Source organism: Candidatus Sysuiplasma jiujiangense (genome assembly GCA_019721075.1).
GTDB classification, from domain to species: domain Archaea; phylum Thermoplasmatota; class Thermoplasmata; order Sysuiplasmatales; family Sysuiplasmataceae; genus Sysuiplasma; species Sysuiplasma jiujiangense.
The window spans coordinates 31,493-47,328 of record JAHEAD010000007.1; the positions used below are offsets into that span (position 1 = coordinate 31,493).

The 15,836-nt window shown below is 48.8% G+C and carries 17 protein-coding genes; 8 read left to right on the plus strand and 9 right to left on the minus strand.

The annotated features are described in order from the left end of the window. Positions 1–19: 19 nt before the first annotated feature. The 6 genes from KIS29_05375 to KIS29_05400 form a co-directional block, all read right to left on the minus strand. Positions 20–3,742 carry a thermopsin gene (locus tag KIS29_05375; protein ID MBX8639753.1) on the minus strand — a complete coding sequence of 1,241 codons (3,723 nt, stop codon included), beginning with the start codon at positions 3,740–3,742 and terminating at the stop codon, positions 20–22. Positions 3,743–4,141: 399 nt separating this feature from the next. Further along, complete coding sequence (locus tag KIS29_05380) at positions 4,142–4,315, minus strand: hypothetical protein (protein MBX8639754.1); 174 nt, start codon at positions 4,313–4,315, stop codon at positions 4,142–4,144. A 431-nt stretch (positions 4,316–4,746) separates the two neighbouring features. Next, the gene (locus tag KIS29_05385) at positions 4,747–5,157 is read right to left on the minus strand and encodes a PIN domain-containing protein (protein MBX8639755.1); all 411 of its coding nucleotides are present in this window, start codon (positions 5,155–5,157) and stop codon (positions 4,747–4,749) included. A gap of 15 nt (positions 5,158–5,172) precedes the next feature. Then, positions 5,173–5,412: a hypothetical protein gene (locus KIS29_05390; protein ID MBX8639756.1), complete on the minus strand. Its 240-nt coding sequence runs from the start codon at positions 5,410–5,412 to the stop codon at positions 5,173–5,175. A gap of 196 nt (positions 5,413–5,608) precedes the next feature. Next, positions 5,609–5,860, minus strand: coding sequence for a hypothetical protein (locus tag KIS29_05395; GenBank protein MBX8639757.1), 252 nt, complete (start codon positions 5,858–5,860; stop codon positions 5,609–5,611). A 76-nt stretch (positions 5,861–5,936) separates the two neighbouring features. After that, positions 5,937–6,767, minus strand: a complete 831-nt coding sequence (locus KIS29_05400) for a hypothetical protein (GenBank protein MBX8639758.1) — start codon at positions 6,765–6,767, stop codon at positions 5,937–5,939. A gap of 270 nt (positions 6,768–7,037) precedes the next feature. On the opposite strand from KIS29_05400, the gene KIS29_05405 reads away from it, so the two are divergent. Then, entirely contained in the window at positions 7,038–7,487 is a 450-nt protein-coding gene (locus KIS29_05405) for a hypothetical protein (GenBank protein MBX8639759.1), read from the plus strand. A gap of 2 nt (positions 7,488–7,489) precedes the next feature. Here KIS29_05405 and KIS29_05410 read toward each other — a convergent pair whose 3' ends face one another. Further along, complete coding sequence (locus tag KIS29_05410) at positions 7,490–8,596, minus strand: hypothetical protein (protein MBX8639760.1); 1,107 nt, start codon at positions 8,594–8,596, stop codon at positions 7,490–7,492. A gap of 244 nt (positions 8,597–8,840) precedes the next feature. Between KIS29_05410 and KIS29_05415 the strand changes: the two genes are divergently transcribed. From KIS29_05415 to KIS29_05440, 6 genes are all read left to right on the plus strand, one after another. Next, positions 8,841–8,993, plus strand: a complete 153-nt coding sequence (locus tag KIS29_05415) for a hypothetical protein (protein ID MBX8639761.1) — start codon at positions 8,841–8,843, stop codon at positions 8,991–8,993. A 531-nt stretch (positions 8,994–9,524) separates the two neighbouring features. Continuing rightward, positions 9,525–9,725, plus strand: a complete 201-nt coding sequence (locus tag KIS29_05420; protein ID MBX8639762.1) for a hypothetical protein — start codon at positions 9,525–9,527, stop codon at positions 9,723–9,725. Further along, positions 9,722–10,084: a PIN domain-containing protein gene (locus KIS29_05425; GenBank protein MBX8639763.1), complete on the plus strand. Its 363-nt coding sequence runs from the start codon at positions 9,722–9,724 to the stop codon at positions 10,082–10,084. Before KIS29_05420 ends, KIS29_05425 begins: the two co-directional genes overlap by 4 nt. 247 nt (positions 10,085–10,331) lie before the next feature. Further along, positions 10,332–10,805, plus strand: coding sequence for a hypothetical protein (locus tag KIS29_05430; protein MBX8639764.1), 474 nt, complete (start codon positions 10,332–10,334; stop codon positions 10,803–10,805). Positions 10,806–11,233: 428 nt separating this feature from the next. Continuing rightward, positions 11,234–11,797, plus strand: a complete 564-nt coding sequence (locus tag KIS29_05435; protein ID MBX8639765.1) for a hypothetical protein — start codon at positions 11,234–11,236, stop codon at positions 11,795–11,797. Then, positions 11,794–12,498 carry a nucleotidyl transferase AbiEii/AbiGii toxin family protein gene (locus KIS29_05440; protein MBX8639766.1) on the plus strand — a complete coding sequence of 235 codons (705 nt, stop codon included), beginning with the start codon at positions 11,794–11,796 and terminating at the stop codon, positions 12,496–12,498. The genes KIS29_05435 and KIS29_05440 overlap by 4 nt, the downstream gene beginning before the upstream one ends. A gap of 105 nt (positions 12,499–12,603) precedes the next feature. Here the strand turns inward: KIS29_05440 and KIS29_05445 are convergent, their stop codons facing one another. Both KIS29_05445 and KIS29_05450 read right to left on the minus strand, forming a co-directional pair. Next, positions 12,604–14,085 carry an aldehyde dehydrogenase family protein gene (locus tag KIS29_05445; protein MBX8639767.1) on the minus strand — a complete coding sequence of 494 codons (1,482 nt, stop codon included), beginning with the start codon at positions 14,083–14,085 and terminating at the stop codon, positions 12,604–12,606. A gap of 18 nt (positions 14,086–14,103) precedes the next feature. Then, a complete protein-coding gene (locus KIS29_05450) occupies positions 14,104–15,366 on the minus strand; it encodes an iron-containing alcohol dehydrogenase (protein ID MBX8639768.1) in 1,263 nt (420 codons plus the stop codon). Positions 15,367–15,484: 118 nt separating this feature from the next. Between KIS29_05450 and KIS29_05455 the strand changes: the two genes are divergently transcribed. Further along, on the plus strand, positions 15,485–15,655 hold the full coding sequence (locus KIS29_05455; GenBank protein ID MBX8639769.1) for a hypothetical protein: 171 nt from the start codon (positions 15,485–15,487) through the stop codon (positions 15,653–15,655). Positions 15,656–15,836 lie beyond the last annotated feature (181 nt).

Consider the following 15,836-nt stretch of genomic DNA (forward strand, 5'->3'; position numbering starts at 1 on the left):
AAAAGATTTAGGAACAAACTCAAAATGTGTAGACAAAGTCTACAGTTATTGTCCCGAAATAGTCAGGTCCCGGCGGATTGTTGCTTACCGCTTCGAGTACGTGCTGGTATCCAGACTCAAGGACCAGCCTTCCATCCTGCGAGCCGTAGACAAGCGATGTGTATGTCTTCAGTGTGGTGCCCTTTATTGCCGTGATTGATGAGATAATGCCGGCGACAGGGCTGGTAAGCTCGATGACGCCTGCAAAGAGATCGCCGCTTGTGTAGAGACTGTTGGAAACGGATGTTTCCGTCCTTGTTATGCCGTTAGCCGTTACGTTTGTGTAAAAGTGTGAAACATCGAAAGCCTCTGACATGTTGTTGAGGTACTGCGCGAACGGGCCATACATTGGGAAGCCGCCGTTTGTTGTCTGCGTGATTGTGAATACAAAACCGGTCTGCATCTCTATGGGGAAATAAGTCGTCTTTGCATTGATGAAAATATCATGCATCCCCTGCTCGTTGTAAACTGTGACCATTCTGGATTGCGTCAGCTGATATCCTGTGAGGTTTTCCCACACAGGGCCTACCACATACTGGTCCATGGATGAAACTTCGCTTGTTCTCTTCGAGACTGTTATCGTTCCTGTCACTGTATGTATTGATGATGAGAAGCCAAAGTTGTTAATGACGTTCTCGTAAAAGAAGGAGTTCACCGATGCTGTGCCGCCTGAAGGCAGCGGGACATTTGTGACTATCCGCGGCTTGCCCATATTTGCAAAGTAGCTTACAGGCTGCGCACCGGTTACAGCTGGGTTTGTGTAAATAAGCAGATTTGCACTGACCATCCAGTTGGCAGCATACGGAAACACGCCTGTCATGTTGAACTCCATGTTGCCAGAGTTTTCAATAATGCCCAGTGCGGCCGTGACGTTCACATTTGTTGGCACTTCAGAAAGGTCATACGGTGCCGGTAGAGGTCTCCATGCGAACAGGTCAATGCCGCCGGTGTTGACGAGATACCACGGCAGTACGTTGGCTATGAGCTTGTTTCCGGAGTAAACTGTTACTGCTCTGTAGGAGGGTTCGTCGCCGTACCAGAACTCGTCAAAGGTGTTACCGCGCTGGAAAACCTGGAGCGTTGCAGCAGCAGTATCGGATGGTACTGAAACTGGCACCGTTACCTCTGGATGCCCATAGGTAAGACTCGCCCTGGTGACGAGCGGAACGACCATATTGGGAATGCCTGCCGGTTTAGAGCCCGGATAAAAGCTCAATGTCGCGTTTGTGTAATACGAACCGTTCACCGCGCCATTCGGGCTGTGCCATATCAGATTTACACTCCCATGGAAGAGCGATTCATATTCTGTGAGGTTGGCGACTATTGTCCAGTTTCCGTTTTCAGGCTGGACGCTGTGCCACACGAGAACGTTGTTAACGATCAGAAATTCGACAACATCGTAAACAGTTCCATATGCCTGGCCGTTGTATGTAAGGATGATACTCTGGAAGGATTCGTTCGGTACCTGGATAGTTGTATACAGTGTTGTGTTCGGTGTCAAACTTCCGACTGTTTTCAGATCATGGACAAGTGTATAATTGATCGGTGCTATATCCGGGATTCGTGTAGGCTGCCTGACCTGTATTGTTGTATTCGGCGGCAAGTTCAGGGGGACATAATCCCCGCCAGTGCCTATGAGACCTCCATCGTTGTAAGGGATGGTACCGTTGTAATTCCACCAGAGGTTTCCTCCCTGATATGTTCCATGAATGATGCTGCCAGTGAGCGCATAGCCATTTACGTAATTTATCGCACTCGCGGGTTGCTTTGATATGTTCCATGTGTTGGAGAAGATTCTTGGGCTTTCCGCAGTGAAACTGACAGGCTGAAGAAACATGTTATTATAGACAAGATTGCCGGAAGACCGTACCAGTAAACCCGAACCCAGGTCTGTAAACATATTGCTTTCAAACGTGTTTCCCCACACTGTGTTGTCTGTGCCTCCCAGGATTGCGACCGAGCCTCCGTTCCTGTGCCCGACAAAGGAGTCCACAGCACTTGCATGTAGTCTGTTGCCGCCCACCAACATATTAGAACTGTCGAGCAATATTATGCCATAGGGAAGAAAACTATTGGTGAAGTAGCCGCTCACTTCCGATTTCCAGAGTGAGATGTTCGAGTCGGCATAGAACTCATAATTCAGATAATTGTACACAGCCGGCAGAGAATCAGCACTGGCCGTCTGTGTGCCGTACATGACTCTTAACAACGGCATTCCGTTCATTTCCACATGTGCAGAAACATTCCAGAAAAATACGCCAGCGAACACGGGGAACAACCAGTCGTTAAGCTCATCAAACAGCGGACTTATGGAGGCGACTGAAGAGACGCCGCTAAGCATATATGGGCTCGACAACGATCCGTTGCCGCCGCTCGCAATATACGCAATCTGGCTGTTGCCAAAAGCGTAAAGCGGCGTGTATATGCCTGCATTCCGGTTTCTTCGCAGATTGAAATTCTTTCCAGCGGAAATGGTGAAACTCACCGGCCTGTAGTAGCTGAGTAGTATCTGACCGGAAACCTCACCGTAAGGAACATGGAAGTCGTAATTTCCAGAGAGTGGCAGCGGATTCCATGCATCGGCCGAAGCGTTGAATGTCGATCCGCCGCTGACAAACATAAATGCGTTTGAAGGAGAAACCCGACCTCCGAACCCGCGCGGCATGGAAGACGACACGTTCCACATGCCGTACAGCAGCGAAGGACCTTCGTTAAGGAAGGCTGTTGTTCCATTCCACCACACATTGGCGCCGGTGGATGTTTCACCGGTATCGGTTCCGAAATTGAACGCCGAAGGAACGCTGACAAGTCCAGAGGATGAAGTGTTATAGTACTTCAGTGCCATTGTCGCATTTATGTTGTAGATTGTTGTGGTGCTTCCTCCACCCGGACCGCCTATCATTATTTCCGCATCGTACAGGAATCCCATGTGCGTGTGAGTCCCTGCGTTAAGCAGTGGAGGTGTAGTCACGGTTCCGCTGATCAGGTAATGCGGTGCCGGAGCGCTGTAACCGGGAGGCATGCCACCCGTTGAATTGAACAGCACTTCATCAAAAGTCCCTGATGATATAACACCGGCGTCCATGAGTGTGTAGTTGAAGAACACAGCGCTGTCCCCGTTTATCAGTGATGCGTTTGTGTAAAGATCCACGGTTGCAGGCAGAGCCACACTGAAACTCGGACCCTGAGTTATGTAAACCTCGTTGCCGACGACTCTTCCCTTTCCCTTTGCTATGCCATTTTTCGGGAATGTGCCGGCTGAGGATGAAAAATTCCATATGTTTAAAACAAATTTGATTCGGTGGAAGTTGTTGCTGTAAACAATCACGTTTTGTGTCCAGTATGTGTAATTCGTTACACCGAAGAGGGTAACATTTGTAAGAACAGTGTTAAGCTGGATGCTGCCGCTTGTCTGCTGCGCCGACGACATGCTGGATGAGCTGAGATTGTTCACAGTCATTGTCCCTTCAATACTGCTCGTGGTCAGGTTGTAGCCTACGATGGTACCGTTCTGATTCTTAAGCCCGAAATCACCGATGCCCATCGGTGCGGGAGCAACGGGATAGAGAGGCTGGACATGTCCGTCATTCATAGTGACAGGCGGATTAAAATTGGGCAGGTAAATATCACTGGTGGGCGTACCTTCAGTTTCCAGGGAATTGAGCAACGCGTTTACTCTGTCATTGTATCTGTTTTTTGGCACCCTTGTGACATGAGACACAGCGTTTCGCTGATATGTATACTGAGGTAATACAGCGGTTGCGGGATTCGTTAAAGTTTTTTGAGACGCAACGCTGTTCCATCCACCCAGAACAACACCTGCAGGTAAAACGAACAGCACTGCAATTGCAAAAACTGTATACTTCAAAATCGAGTCTTCCATTTTTTGTCACACTCTTTTTTTGAACGCTTATCTTTTTATTCTATTTATATGTGGCGTGTCGGCCATAGACCAATAAAGAAATTTGGTGAGAATGTGGGATATCCACAGCCTTGTTGTCCTTCTATTGGCTCCTGTATGCAGGCATCTGTGTAACCGCTACTTTTCCTTTCTACATTTCCTGGGAATTACTTCCTGATGTTCTAGTGGCGTGTTTCGAAACTAAGACCCGGATTTCCTGAGACGCCACAACAGCCTCTTCCTCCTTTGCCTCCTGTCCCTTGTATCAAGCATTTCTTTCCTGTTTTCATTCTTGTACTTGATTGCCTTCTGCAATGCCGCATCCACCTCATTCCATGACCTGAAGTCTGTTCCAGACAGTGCAATCCTCTGCATGTCGTTGAAATGCGTCTCTATCGGGTTGAGTCATGATGCATTTGTCGGCGTTGGAACAAGTGTAACCCTGTTACACTTTGCCCACTTCACTATATCCTGTGTCCAGTGTGCCGACAGGTTGTCCATTACTATGTGCATGCGCTGCTCCGCTGATATATTGAAATGCAGCAGTAGCAGTTATGAAAACAAGCGGGGTTGCTGAAATGGCGATCACGGCTATTCCAGTTATACCAGTATTGCTACAGTGATTGCGGGGGCGATAACAGCAGGGCGCTGTGCTGAAAGCCGCCTCAGAGAAAGAACTTCTCTTTCAAGATCATGTATGTTGTGGCCGCATCGACCATGATAGTTACTGCACTTCTCATTATTTCTGATGCTGTGCAACCTGTTGCAGCAGGACCGGGTTTATCCTGCTTTCATTCCCTTCCAGTTCATTGCAGCCTTACATCTATACCCATGCATTGTATCTCCTCTCTCCTAATTCCGAATTCCTGATCAAGCGTGATTAATGTGCCAGCGCCTGTTTCAGAACAGGCAGCCAGATGCAAAAGATCCAGTGTTTTCATCCTGACAGAGAACGAAATCTCCGCCGCTCTCTTGAATACCTTGCCCATGTCAATACTCTTCAGCTCAAATCCAAGCCTGTCAAGGTACTGCACGTATGCTTCAATCTCCTCCTCCCGCAAGTTGGTAGTCTTCGCCATCACGGACCTCATTTCAAGGACTGTAACCATGGATATTGCCATTTCCTTTGACTCACGGGTCAGCCGCAACGCAGTATCGTGATTTATGTCTGCAGGATTGATGAGTGAAAGGACTACGTTCGTGTCGATATAGTCCAATTCACTCTCTCTCCTTCATCGACTGCACTGAGAGGTCGGCAGGAAGTTCCGGAAAGCCTTTTTACTGCCATCGTGAAAGCAGCTTCTCTGCCTTCTCCTTCTTCTCTCGACTTCCTCCCGCGCAACTCCTAGGCTTTTGAGCATTATGAACCTGAGAGCATCGGCGCTGTTGTCGGCGAGATTGTATTTGATCAGTTTTTTGATAAGCAGAGAAGTGCTCTCGTCTATTCTCATAGCAATTACAGTTGTTTTCATTAGTTAACACATGATTTCATATGTATGTAACACTTGAGACACTTTGTAGCAGAACCCCGACATGAATCCCGTGGAACTCCTTGTCAACAGAAAGATGTCTTCTTTTGTGCAGTGCAACAGATGCTACTACAGCACGGACGAACTCAGGGATGCAGGCAGCATGTTTCTTTGCAGATACAACAGTATCTGCGCATGATCACTTGCGCTTCCTCTTCTTGTCCCTGACCCATCCGTACTCCTCGCTGCTCATGTCCGCCTCGCCCAAGTATGGACCCTCCGACATGGCCAGCGCGTTCATGGCGTTCATTATGATATCGTAGACTCTGAGGCGATGGTCGAGATCCATGTCGCTGTACTGCTCGCATATCTCATCCCATATGAGTCTGAAGTAAGCTATGTCGGGCTTTATCGCAATCCTTGCAGACTTTTCATCGCCATTCGCAGGCATACCCTGCAGCTGGCTGTAATGCGGACACAGCGGCGCAACAGCGCTGTGACAGGAAAGCTTTCATGTGAAAAACTGATCAGTCACTCTTTAATTCAAAATTTTCGACTTCCTTCTGCAAATGTATGATTGACGCTGCCTGTGTTCCCGCACCTGCCGCCTGCAATCCGCTGAAGTCTATTCTCAGACGTAACTCAGAATTCAACTCCGGATCTGCTTCGATAAATGCTGTCAGTCTCCTTTCCATGAGAACGCCGAAGGCGGCCACCGCAAGGTAACAGGAGGGACCCACAATAATCAACTCCATCACTACAAGGAATAACAGGTCGTACGGTGTATTGAAAAGATAGATGAGGGACAGTAGCAGCCCCGCTCCGGTGATGAACCTGACGGCGTTTGATCCAGGCGCAGTGACCAGCAACCTGTCACTGTCACAGATTCTCAGTCCTGCGTCATTCTTGACCCATGCCGGAATCAAAACGAACGGCAGACTTGCCAGAACAACCAGCGACAGGAAGACGAATGAAATCCATTCCGTGGTGAAGTTTTTCAGATCGCCTGGAAACAAAGGTTTGAGTGCAAATCTCATGATCGCTGCAGTAAGGCCAAAGACTGCGATTATAACAATGAGAGACCGCCTCCCGACTCTCGGCTCCGCAGGTTTGCCTTTCAGATATCGGGGAGGATGTCCCATCCTCAGATCCTTGCGTACGGATCTTGTAATCATCTTCGCAATTCCTTTCCGCCTGCTCCCGGCAATCACCCATACCAGCACAGGCAGCAAGGCAACGGCTGTAATGGCAATAGCTCCAGCCATCCCCATGGCCTCCGAAAACGCAAGGAATAACAGAATCACGGCAATGATTGCCAGTGCCAGATGTATGCGAGCCGCTCCCCCTCTGCCGCGCACATGTTAGCATGTGTTGTCGAAGGTAAAAAACTTCCTACGAGCCGAAATTCTGCAACTCGGACCATTTATCACGGTTCGATCGGTCCCGGGAGATGGAGTTGCACCCGGATCTGAGGTTCAATACAATTCTTACATCCGGGGTATTCTTCCTGTCAAACATGTCATCTGCAATTTACCAAAGGGAAAGTTGCAGTACGTGATTTGTATTACTTTGCCGATTTTGTGAAAGATTAGACTGTCACGCCAATCATAGTTGATCTTGACGGTGGAGTGATCGTCGCTTCAGCCGTCACATTCACCGAATTACATGCGCGCTGGCAATACGATGAATGCGGTCTGCCCGCTGGCAAACACTGGAATGCGACGGTTGACAGGGTTACACACACATCCACCACGCCGTGCATCAACATCACGGAAACAAATGGCGCATACCAGGCATCTGCAGCAGCACCAGGTTACACTTCATCCGCTGTCTGCAACATAACAGCAGTACCCGGCCCATACGCAACATTCACGGTGCAGTTCAGCAGGGCTTTGACAGCACAGCTGTCATCTCCCTCTACCGCCACAATGAAAGAGGGCATCGGCATAAGTACAGTCGTCGGAACGATTGCAGGCGCACGGGCAAACATATTCGTCGTCACCGCAATCAGGAAAACAAGGAAGGTGCCTGAATGGGCGCGCCTAAAAAAACAGGTCCGTTTACAGGCAGGCGTTTGATGCTACGCGGGTAATCCGTACAGAGTGGCAAGGGACTGGAATTCATAGAAGACAGGCTGCCTCAGGTTGTAATTGCTTATTATATCGGTTGAGTTGGTGTTCCATGTGTAGGAGGAGAAGAAGTCGGTGTAGAAAGGAAGGACCGCGCTTGCATTGATCTTGAGTGCGAAATAATACAGCACCTGCATCCATTCCCTGTCCAGCATAGCCCTCGAGGGATTGTGTATATACTTGCCGTCGCCGCTCCATGCTTCCGCTATCCACACGGCCTTTCCTCCGTTGCCGTTCTGAGTCAGGAATTTCATTGTGCCATAGAAACCCTGGGTGTCGTATATGTCGAAACCAATGAAGTCAAGAGAAGGTATCTTCTCCACAAGCTGCAGATAGCGAACCTCGAATGAAACCTTTCCCTGGTAGTAGGAACTGTTGTAAAGATCATATGCCGCCACTGAAACACCGACAATCGTCTGTGGAGAGACGCTCTTGACAGCGTTGATAAGAGAGACGGTGAGATTGCTCCAGTCATACGGACTGTGAACAAGCGGGTTGGTAAGGGCATCCGAAATCATGGGGAAATACCAGCCAGGTTCCTTCACAACAATATATGCATAAGGATGATAGAGACTGGCAAGCGTCCTGACCCTTTGTATCCACTGCTGCTTGAAGTCGGTCCAGTTCAGCTGGCCTCCGCTCCTGTATGTCTCAGATGAGGCATCGGCAATTATCAGTGCCTTTCCGGACGACTTGACAAGGTTCACCGCACTTGTAATTTCGCTGATAATGGCCGTGTTGTTGGTTAGCCATGGTCCATAGCCGATGTCTATGCGTATCGCTGAAACATTGGATGACAGAAGCATTTTTATGTCAGCTGCCTGGACCTGCATTGTGTTGTAACTTTTAATGCCGTAAGAAGACCTGAGCGCTGTGGCGCCAAAAATCAGAGACCCGTTTGAAGACGGTTTCCAGTTGATGAGTTGCCGGTTCAGCCACTGGGTGGTTATAGACCCTGATCCGGGGCTCCTGTTCAGTTCCACGAAGGCCACAGAGACAGTTGCGCTCAGGAGTATGGCAAAGGCTGCAACTGCGAAAATGATGCGCCTTCTTCTCATTCGCACTAAAACCGTGGTATGTTTTTAATTAATATATCGTCCAGAAAATCAAAAAAGGACCCGGGTGAGATGCTACGCTTTCCGCAGCTTTACAATATAAACATCAGTATCAATGGTGACAATCAGGCACTGGAAGCACAGGTGAAGATGCTCAAGGCGACGAGTATTCCTTCGGGCCCTGGCAACAGGCAATTTACAGAACGATTCCGAATTCTCGAGGTTCACACAGATGCCGGAGAGGTTAATGGGAAAACTGCAGCAGGTATTACGGCCCGGCGAGAGTGTGCGGTTTGCACTTAGGGGCATGGGCATGTCACATTTCCAGGGAGGAAATTTTGCAGGAAACTTCAGGTCTCCCAGCAGAGGCGACGGGAGTTCGCATGTCGGCCATCCCTGATTACCTATAACAGACAGAAGACTGCCTCTCGTTTCCACCGGACTGGTTTCGTTCGAGTCAATGTCCGTCAATGTCCTTTACATGGGACCGGCTCAATTCCATTGAACTCCGGCAGGACATTATGGACGGCCATGTGATCATAACAGGCATGTCAACCGCAGAAAACCGGACATTCCGGAAGAAGGTGGGACCCCTTACACTGCAGGCAGTTCAGTTGTCGATATTGTTCAGTTTCACACGTGAAAGAGCAATAACTTCATCAGGAAGGCAGATGCCAAGAAGGGAGCAACGCGGGCATTTGGGGCTGTCAACAAGCGGAGGCGGAATGGCAGAGCAGTCTGCAGTATGCTTATTCCTGCATGCGGACAGGACAGGATCGGCGTGACACCACACCCGGTCCATTCGTTGATCGGTAGAATTCACATGGGGCGATATGATGCAGACTCTAGGCTGTTGGGACGCCTTCACAGCCAGTAAGCACCATAGACGCAGGCACCATCTGCATATATTTCTATATTGATATAGTGCTATATGAGTGAAAAAACAACCCTTCTCGCTTCCAAGACTACAAAACAATATCTTGAGCTTGTAAAAGACGAGACAGGGCTGCAGAGTTACGATGAGGTTATTGACTTCCTGCTCAAGACTTCGAAACGTTTGGCAGGCAGCGAGAAAGGCAGACTTCCCAAGTTGAAGACCTTCAGGAGGGAAGAAGGTTACCGCACTCTTTGATAGTTCAGTCTGGATTGAATACTGGAAGGGCGGCGGATATGCCGGATGCGGCAGCCCAGTATATTGAAGGAAATGAAAGAGCACTTGCGCCAACAATTAATGTGGGTGAAGTTCATAATTGGATAGCAAGAACATATGGTGAAGAAGAGGCAAATGAGAGAGTTGCCTCAATTGAGAGAAGATGCCATTTGCTTCCGGTGTCAAAGGAAATTGCGATTGACGGATCCAGACTTAAACAGAAATATGGTCTCTCTATCGCAGACTGCCTGATTCTCTCCACAGCTTACAGATATTCGGCCACGGTCATTACTGGCGATTCCGACTTCGAGAAAATCGATAATGTGGTCGTGCTGAAGTAGTGTTAAGTGTTGTGGTCAATATAATGATTTGAATCGGAGAAGAGACCGGTGTACAGCGACTATACTAACGGCCAATGATAAAATAGATATGATGACCGTTATAAGTGAGCGAAATTGAATCAGAAGCAGTCCCAAAGAGTTGCGTGTTTTCTGCCGAAAACCAGGGCAGAACTGCCCTATCTTCTGTATTTTCTTGTTGAAATTGCAGTGTTCCTTGCTGTCAATATTCCTACAGGTACCCTCAGTTTTGCCTTCAAAGCAGCCAGCAACTCCGCTCAATCAGGATACACTTTTCCCTCTGACCTATTCCCTTGCAATATTTTCATTTCTGCTTTCACTTTACTGGTTCAGGCATGAGGGCATTCTTGCGCTGCCTTATGCGATCGGAATCCCCTTCCTGTGGGTAATATTCTTTGAGATCCTGTGGCAGAATTCCTTCGTTTTCTTTGGAACACTGAATGACAGCCTGACGAATGAAGTGGTGCTTCTGAGCTGGCTTTTACCAGGCACAGCATCCTTTCCTGAGTGGAGGATGGACAGAATATCTCTGATCGCCTTCCTTACCTTTTCAGCAGGCTGGGTCTACTGGTTTGCAAGCGGTTACCTGCAGATGCCTTCAGCTGCCGGATATCTGTTTAATATTCCGCTGAAAATAGGTGCGTTCCTAGCTGTGCTGATACTGGTCATGCCCAGAAAGAGGCCATTGCACATTGAGAATTGAATTCTTGTTCGCAACCGGCGCAAACCGCTTTCAAGAAGGCTCCATGAAGCCCGTACTCCTCTACGAGCTGATACAGGCTGCGAAAATTGAATTTCAGGGCAAAGATACTTTTTCATGATTGCCTGAAGAATCCATTACTGCAAACCCGTGATTTTGAAGTAGTCTCACTTTTGGCAGTCGGGCCGGATAACGCTTCATATCGATGATGCGTAGGGAATATTGCTACCTGCCACAAAATTCTTAGTGGCGTGTTCGAAAACTTGTGGTCTGGATTCCATGTATTCCACTTCGGCGGTAAAAGAGGCTATTCCTTTCTTGTGCCTTCTTCAATGTCTGTGTTGCACTCACCAAAATGCGGAAGTGCGCTATGGATCAACACTTTTTCGAGATTAGGCAATATTTAATATAAGTTCCGCTAATTTAGGATTATGAGCCTGACCTACTATGACATCATTACTCTGACATTCGGGGAATCAGAATTCACTTCCGATGAACTGGCTGCAAGGACCGGCAGCACGAGGGCTCCAAAGCTTCTGAATGAGCTCAAGATGAGGGGCTATGTCATGAGGACGGCGAGAGGCAGATACCGGGCGTTGAAGCCCTCTGAAAGGCCCGACCTCCGCGAAAATGAGTGGAACAGGGCGAGGAAGATCATACTTGCAGGCCCTGAGCCCAAAGCATGGACCGGTACCAGTGCGGTAGAGTTATGGACCGGCATGAGATACTGTCTTGCTCCGTCTGTTTATCTCAGGGAATTTCATATTGCCATTCCCGAAGGCAGAAGTTCAATGTGGAAGAACTACCTCAGGTCGCATGGTGTTCCAACAGGCGGAAAGAGGAAGATTGGTGTCATTGTAAAACTCTACCCTTCAAGGAACCTGCGAATAGAACACCTTCTTGGAGAACCGGTGATTTCCAGGGAAGAGACCGTCAGGATAATAAGAGAGCATCCCTCGGTGTATGCCTCTGCAGAAGGTCTGCTGATTTCATGATGCCCGCTGGCAGAGAAAGGAGAATCGTTTCCGTGCTCGACGGCTGGCCATTCAGCGATGACCAGGCGGTTATAGGAGGATATGCTGTCGCCGCCTATGGTCCGGCGAGGTATTCACAGGACCTTGATGTCGTCGTCTCCAGAGCTTCGCTTGAAGGGGTGAAAGAATGGCTGAGGTCGGAGGGGTTTGAGTTCAGAAAAGGTTCATCGGTGCAACCGGGTTCGGATGCATTGTTCTTACGCGGAACTGACGGTCAGGCAACAGTTGACATTTTGTCCGGAGCAGTTGTGGACAGGGAAGTGAAGGTGAAAATACCGGACATCTGGATAATAGAAAAATCAAGGAAAACACGTCTCATTTTAATGTCCAGTTCCACACAGCATGAAGTTCCAATTGCCAGGCCTGAGGCAATATGGGCGCTGAAGCTTCAGGCAGGAAGGGATCAGGATATCGGAGACCTTTTCTCGATTAGCCGTCACTCCATCGATGCTTCGGAAATCATATCTCTTTTCAGACTGCTGAGGTCGAAAACGCTGTCAGACAGGCTGGAGAAAGTCAGAGGCAAATTGCATGAGCCGAAGTTGTACGAGGATTCAATTTCAAGGCTTGGCAGAGGAAAACCAGCCGATAAGCGGAACAGGAAGGACTGGTCAAACTTCGTTTCACTTGCGATCCGCATAATTGACAGCAGTATGCCTTGACTTTTCTATGTACCTGTGCTTCCGTTGTAGCGTGTCAGGGAGCAGGATTCCAGGTTCCCTGCCAGTCGAAAGTTTCGTAGTTTATATGCTGCTCTGTGCCGTCACTTATGCTCCCTTATAAATCTGATAGTACCAGCTCTTCTTTACTTTTCCAGTGAGGTCGAAATACACGTGCTTTATGTATGTGAACTCTTCGAGCGAATAGGGAGACAGTGAAGCACCGTGTCCGCTTTGTTTATACCCGGCCCATGGCATCTCTGAGGGCACCGGAACATGTTCATTTATCCAGACGGTTCCAAACCGAAGATCCTTTGCAGCATTCATTGCAGTTTTAACATCCTTTGTCCACACGGACGAACCGAGACCATAAGTCACGTCATTTGCCTTCTGAACAGCTTCGTCATAACTGCTGAATGGGAGCACGGTAAAAACAGGCCCAAAAATCTCTTCCTGAACAATGGATGACTTCTGGTTTTCTGTATATACCACAGTGGGCTCGAAAAAGTACCCATGTTCAAGACCCTTGATGTTCGGCCTCTTTCCGCCGTATTCAAGTCTGCCCTGTTCCTCCATCCCTCTTTTCACGTAGCCTTCCACTCTTTCTCTCTGGGTCTCCGATACCAGTGGACCCATGTCAGTGTTCTCATTGAGCGGATCTCCCACCTTTACCTTTGAAAGCTTTTGGATCAGCATCTTCATGAATTCATCCTTTACCGATTCGTGCACATAGTATCTTGTTGAATTTGCGCAGTCCTGTCCGTTATTCACCATCCCTCCTACTACGGCCCCTTCAGTTGCTGCGTCCAGGTCGGCATCGCCGAATACCACAAACGGAGCTTTGCCACCAAGTTCCAGCGAAACCTTCTTGAGGCTCGAAGAGCCTATTTCCGAAAGTCTTTTTCCGACCTCCGTACTTCCTGTAAATGCAATCATATCCACATTTCTGTTCCTGGCAAGTTCCTCACCTACCAGGCTCCCGGGGCCTGTCACAACATTAAAAACACCTTTTGGAATTCCTGCAGTTTCAACAAGCTTTGCCAGTTCCAGAGTCGTCAACGGAGTATAGCTTGCCGGTTTCACGACAACGCTGTTTCCCATCGCCAGCGCGGGGAAAGCTCTCCAGACAACCATCATCAGCGGATAATTCCATGGAGTGACGACTGCAACAGTGCCAATTGGTTCCCGTCTGATCGCACTCGTGCCTTCCTGCACATACTCTCCCATCGCCTTGCCTTCCAGAATTCTGCAGGCGCCTGCGAGAAACCTGATGTTGTCAATTGTGTAGGGAATGTCGTAATTGACCGTTTGCTTTATTGGTTTACCTGATATGCGGCTTTCGAGTTCTGCGAACATGCCTGCTTTTTCTTCCAGGAGGGAAGCAACTTTCAGCAGAAGGTTAGACCTCTCTCCCGGTGTCAGTCTACTCCAGCTCCCTCTTTCAAAGGATAGTTTCGCGGCATCGACTGCCCTGGCCACATCTTCCCGGGTTGCTTCCGGAACCCGATCAAAAGCACGGCCATTTGAAGGATTGATAACATCTAAGTGTTTCTCACTGGAGGATTCCGTCCATTCTCCATCAATATACATCTGATATGTCACGGTCAGTCACCTCTCCTTTCCCTCTTCGGATGCCGTAAACTTTCCCTCCCAGAGATCATCGAATAGATGTTCAAGATTGTCCCTCGTCAGCTGTCTTGGATTATATGCAGACAGGTTGTACAGAAATTGCCTCTCATTGAGCATGTAATCCAGCATCGAAAAGAGAAGATCCTTGGATTCCTTTGTATTTCTCATCAGGGCAGGATCAACTTCAACTTGTCTCATCAGTGCGGTAATATGCGATATCAGCCTGTCGCACACATCGTCGTCGCTGTTGGGATTTTCCTCTTCTCCGAAAGCAGACAGCAACTGTCTCATCCTGTGCTTGATACGGGAGCGGTTGAAGTCTATCACATGCGGAAGCATAAGCGCTACGGCGAGACCATGCGGCATTCTGTATTTAGGTCCGAAAGCTTCCGCCATGTAATGGCCGATGGTTGCAGGTCCGCCCACCCAGGGAAAACCGAGAACCCAGCCTCCCATCGTAGCGGCAAGCGAGAGTGCGGTCCTGGCCTCCTCGTCATGTCCGTTGCGGTAGGCTCTGGGAAGGTATGTATTTACCAGCGACGTTCCCTGTAATGCCAGTCCATCCGATATCTGGTTGTGGAGGCTCGAAACAATCCCCTCATCAAGATGGCCAAGAGCATCGAGCGCGGGAAATCTTGTTGCGTTCGGAGGGCAGGAATATGTATTTTCCGGATCAACTATCGTTGCAGTGGACAATATCTTGTTGCTTGTTATCCAGGTCTTCACACCTTCATGTATTATCACGAGAGTGTTTGATGTTTCGCTCCCCGTTCCCGAGGTCGTTGGGATCAGTATTTCCGGAACTCCTCTGTTTTTTACCTTGTCAGAGGCAGGATCCGGAGGAAGAGCACAATATTTTATCGGATCGCCGGGATTTGTCTTCATTATGGACATCAGTTTGGCCATATCCAGGGAACTGCCGCCCCCAACGCCGACGACGCAGTCGAATTCATTGTCTCTGGCAAACCTGGCAATTTCCAGAGCCACAGACATGTCAGGTTCCTTTGCATCGATTATATTCTCTATAAATGGAATCTGGCCGGACTTGAGGCTGCTGACGACCTTATCAGTGATTCCGGCATTCTTGACATTGGCATCTGAAACTATTACTGGTTTTTTTGCACCAATGTCCCTGACTATGCCGGATACCTGGGATGTAAGCCCTCTCCCGAACAGAATTCGCTTTGGGTTCTCCCAATCCATGGTCAGTTTCCCGGTCAATACTTCATTTTCGATATTCATTGGCGTTTCACTATGGCTTGTAATTACGCCGAGTGCATTAGTATTTTTTGGTACTGTCAGTCAATGAGCAGAAAGTACACGCTATTCTCATAATTTCCACTCAGTGCCCAGTTTGGAAATGTACCCTGTTTTGTTCGGGATTCTGATTGCATCATCATTCCCGGGAGATGACTTTGTACGGGGAATGAAGAAGCCGAGCGCGCGCAACCTGTCACTTCTCAGGAGAACGGTCAGGACAGATGGGCAGGAGCGTGACAGTGACGGGCATCCATCTCTGGACGGGGGATGACATACTGCATACCGTCAGGCAGAAGTAAAACGTGCCCTGAAACTCTTGGTTTGTACTGTTCAGACTCTCCACCGTCGCCGCCATTGCAGAGGCGACAATCAACTTCACTTCATTGAAACTGTGAAGCATCGGCGGCAAGGACGTTCTACGAAGTAATCTGCACCCCTATGTCCATACTCGG

Coding starts and splice junctions, on each gene's coding strand:
- KIS29_05445 (MBX8639767.1), bottom strand. CDS start 14,085: ATGTATATTGATGGAGAATGGACGGAATCCTCCAGTGAGAAACACTTA.
- KIS29_05395 (MBX8639757.1), bottom strand. CDS start 5,860: ATGCCTGCGAATGGCGATGAAAAGTCTGCAAGGATTGCGATAAAGCCC.
- KIS29_05415 (MBX8639761.1), top strand. CDS start 8,841: ATGGGAAAACTGCAGCAGGTATTACGGCCCGGCGAGAGTGTGCGGTTT.
- KIS29_05410 (MBX8639760.1), bottom strand. CDS start 8,596: ATGAGAAGAAGGCGCATCATTTTCGCAGTTGCAGCCTTTGCCATACTC.
- KIS29_05455 (MBX8639769.1), top strand. CDS start 15,485: ATGTACCCTGTTTTGTTCGGGATTCTGATTGCATCATCATTCCCGGGA.
- KIS29_05380 (MBX8639754.1), bottom strand. CDS start 4,315: ATGCAGAGGATTGCACTGTCTGGAACAGACTTCAGGTCATGGAATGAG.
- KIS29_05450 (MBX8639768.1), bottom strand. CDS start 15,366: ATGAATATCGAAAATGAAGTATTGACCGGGAAACTGACCATGGATTGG.
- KIS29_05390 (MBX8639756.1), bottom strand. CDS start 5,412: ATGAAAACAACTGTAATTGCTATGAGAATAGACGAGAGCACTTCTCTG.
- KIS29_05420 (MBX8639762.1), top strand. CDS start 9,525: ATGAGTGAAAAAACAACCCTTCTCGCTTCCAAGACTACAAAACAATAT.
- KIS29_05435 (MBX8639765.1), top strand. CDS start 11,234: ATGAGCCTGACCTACTATGACATCATTACTCTGACATTCGGGGAATCA.
- KIS29_05440 (MBX8639766.1), top strand. CDS start 11,794: ATGATGCCCGCTGGCAGAGAAAGGAGAATCGTTTCCGTGCTCGACGGC.